Below are 3,384 nucleotides of genomic sequence, written 5' to 3' on the forward strand. Positions count from 1 at the left end.
ATCCTCGGCACCAGCCCGCGCTGCTTCGCCACCCATCCCTCGGACGTGGCGATTCCGCTGGTAGCCCTGGACGCGACGGTCACCGTGTGGGGGCCGCGCGGGGAACGCGTCATCGCCTTCGACGACTTCTTCCTGCTGCCGGGCACGACCCCGCACCTCGAGCATCCGATCGCGGCCGACGAGCTGATCACCCGCATCGACGTGCCCGCCCTGCCGTTCGCACGCCATTCGCACTATCTGAAGGTGCGGGATCGGGAGTCCTACGAGTTCGCGCTCACCTCGGCGGCGGTGGCGCTGAGCGTCGCGGACGGCACCGTGCTGGATGCGCGCATCGGGTTGGGCGGGATCGCCACCAAGCCGTGGCGGGCGCGTATCGCCGAGCAGATGCTCATCGGCGTCTCGGCGACCCGGGAGAACTTCGCCAAGGCCGCGGCGACCGAGCTGCAAGCCGCCGACACCTCGCATCCGATGAACGCCTTCAAGGCCGAGCTCGCCCGGCGAACGCTGGTACGGGCGTTGGAAACCGTGGCGGGGCAGCGTGATTCGGGTGGTGCGCGATGACCGCCACAGCCGCCCGACCGCTGGTCGGACAGGGCTTCGACCGTATCGACGGGCGCGCCAAGGTGACCGGCGCGGCACAGTACACCGCCGAGGTGCCGTTGCACGGACTCGCGCACGCGGTGCTGGTGGGCGCGCGCATCGGCAGCGGCACGGTGCGGTCCGTGGACACCTCCGCCGCGCTCGCCGCCGGGGCGGTCGCGGTCTACACGCACGAGAACCTGCCGAAGGTGGCGGCGATCCCGTCGCAGTGGCCCTCCGGATTCGGTGGCCCCGCGGCCGGGCAGACCTTCTTTCCCATGCAGGACACCACGATTCACTACTACGGCCAGCCCATCGCGGTGGTGGTGGCGGACACCTTCGAAATCGCCCAGCACGCCGCCGAACTCGTGACCGCCCGCTACGACGCGGAGCAGCCGCTGCTGCGGCTCGCGGACGGACGCCACGCGCAGTATCAGCCCGAGAAGGTCTTCTGCGAACTCGTGCCCGCCGTCCAGTCACGCGGCGACTTCGACAGCGCACTGGCCGCGGCCGCGCATTCGGTCGATCTCACCTACCATTTCGCCGCCAATCACCACAATCCGATCGAATGCTCGGCCACCGCCGCGAGCTGGGACGGCGACACCGTCACCATCTACGACGCCACCCAGGGCGTCTCGGCCACCCAGGCCACCGTGGCCGCCTACCTGGGCCTCTCGACCAGCCAGGTGCGCGTCGTATCCCACTATGTCGGAGGCGGTTTCGGGGCCAAGGCGCTGATCTGGCCGCACGTCACCCTCGCGCCCATGCTGGCCCGCGAGCTGGGGCGACCGGTCAAGGTGGTGCTCACTCGCGAGCAGATGTTCTACGGCACCGGATTGCGCGAGGAACAGGAACAGCGGGTCACCCTCACCTGCGACGACCGCGGCACCTTCACCGGCCTGCGCCACCACAAGCTCTCGGTCACTTCACCTTTCGACAATTGGGCCGAGGTGTCGCTGGGCGTGGCCGGGCAGGCGTACGCGATCCCCAACTGGGACGGGCAGTACCGCCTCATCCGCGGCAACACCATGACCCCGACCTTCATGCGCGGTCCCGGCGAGGCGTCGGGCATGCTCGCGCTGGAATGCGCGGTCGACGAACTCGCGACCGCGATCGGGCGCGACCCCATGGCTTTACGGCTGCACAACCACGCCACCATCGATCCCGAGAGCGGGCATCCGTGGAGCTCCGACGGGTACGCCGAATGCGTGCGCGTCGCCGCCGACCGATTCGGCTGGTCCGCGGAGACCGGTCGCGGCACACCCCGCACCGACGGGAACTGGGTGCTCGGCTGGGGCATGGCCACCGCCGGATACCCGGTCTACGAGCCGGGACAACCGCAACGCGCGCATGCGCGACTGCTGGCCGACGGGGCGCTGATCGTGCAGGCGGGCACCCAGGAATTCGGCACCGGCGTCGCCACCACCATGGCGCAGGTGGCCGGGGACGCGATGGGGATCGAATTCGACCGCATCCGAGTCGATATCGGCGACACCGACTACCCGAACATCGCCGCCGCGGTCGGGTCCATGGGGGCCGGGATGATCAGTGCGGCCGTGCACACCGCGTGCACGGAGTTGCGCGGCCAGGTGATCGCGCTCGCGGTCGGCGACCCCGAATCGCCGCTGCACGGACGGATCGCGCTGGAGATCGAGGCCGTCGGCGGGCGGCTGCGGGTGCGATCCAATCCCGCGGTGGGCGAGACGTATTCGGCCTTGCTGGCCCGCCGGCACCTCACCGATGTGGAGACCATAGGCACCTGGCATCCGCCGGCCGCCGATCTGCCCTTCGGGCGCATCAGTTTCGGGGCGCAGTTCGCCGAGGTGGCGGTCGATCCCGAACTCGGGCTGGTGCGGGTGCGGCGCATGGTCGGCGCGTACGCGCCCGGACGCGTGCTCAATGCGAAACTCGCGCGCAGCCAGGTGCTCGGCGGAATGAACTGGGGGCTGTCGCAGGCGCTGATGGAGGCGACGCTGCCGGATCGGCGCAACGGCGCGTGGGCCAATGCCTCACTGCTGGAATATCTGCTGCCGGTCAACGCGGACGCGCCGGCGGTCGACATCAGCTTCGTCGAGGTGACCGACGGTGTCGTCAATCCGCTGGGCGTCAAGGGGCTCGGCGAGCTCGGGATGATCGGGGCGGCGGCGGCCATCATCAACGCGATCTCGCACGCCACCGGAAAACACTTGCGCGAGATACCGGTTCGGCTCGAACACCTGCTGTGAGCAGGAGAAGCCTTGCCGCCGAGCGTCAGCCGGTCACCAGCTGGTCGACCTCGGCGGCGAACAGCACGGCCGGGTCGAAATCCATCCCGGTGAAATGCCCCGCCAACTCCAGTGACAGCACACCGTGCACCCGGGTCCAGAACGACAGGGCCCGGGGCAGGGCCTGCGCGGCCCGCACCGGCAGCCGGGCGTGGGCGGCACTGAGCACGGTCATGATCTCCTCGGCGATGGCGGTGGTGTCCGCCGGTGCGTGATAGCCGGGGACGGGCGTGCCGTAGAGCAGGAAGTAGCGCTGCGGATCGCACAGCGCCCATTCCCGGATCACGTGCGCTATCGCCGCGACATCCGCGCCCGCGTCGAAGGCCGTGCGGACGGCGTCGGCCAGGCTGCGATACGCGTCCCGGATGAGTTCGGTGATGAGTTCGTCGCGCCCGGCGTAGTACCGGTACAGCGCGGGACCGCTCATCCCGACCTGCTTGGCGATCGCGTTGAGCGACAAGGCCGAAGCGCCGGAGGTCGCGATCTGCTCCCAGGCACGCTCCTTGATCTCCGCACGGATTTGCTCGCGATAGCGCTCCCG

3 protein-coding genes are annotated in these 3,384 nt (G+C 69.9%); 2 read left to right on the forward strand and 1 reads right to left on the reverse strand.

What is annotated here, in order from left to right; translation table 11 throughout:
* Both ACWELQ_RS41545 and ACWELQ_RS41550 read left to right on the forward strand, forming a co-directional pair.
* The coding region (locus tag ACWELQ_RS41545; RefSeq protein WP_452402476.1) for an FAD binding domain-containing protein at positions 1-561 on the forward strand (561 nt) is incomplete at its 5' end.
* Positions 558-2,804: a xanthine dehydrogenase family protein molybdopterin-binding subunit gene (locus ACWELQ_RS41550; protein ID WP_452402477.1), complete on the forward strand. Its 2,247-nt coding sequence runs from the start codon at positions 558-560 to the stop codon at positions 2,802-2,804. The genes ACWELQ_RS41545 and ACWELQ_RS41550, both read left to right, overlap by 4 nt.
* A 25-nt stretch (positions 2,805-2,829) precedes the next feature.
* Here the strand turns inward: ACWELQ_RS41550 and ACWELQ_RS41555 are convergent.
* Positions 2,830-3,384 (reverse strand): TetR/AcrR family transcriptional regulator (locus ACWELQ_RS41555; RefSeq protein WP_452402478.1); only part of this gene is annotated, 555 nt, incomplete at its 5' end.

This window comes from Nocardia sp. NPDC004722, from assembly GCF_053601505.1.

Coding starts and splice junctions, on each gene's coding strand:
- ACWELQ_RS41550 (WP_452402477.1), top strand. CDS start 558: ATGACCGCCACAGCCGCCCGACCGCTGGTCGGACAGGGCTTCGACCGT.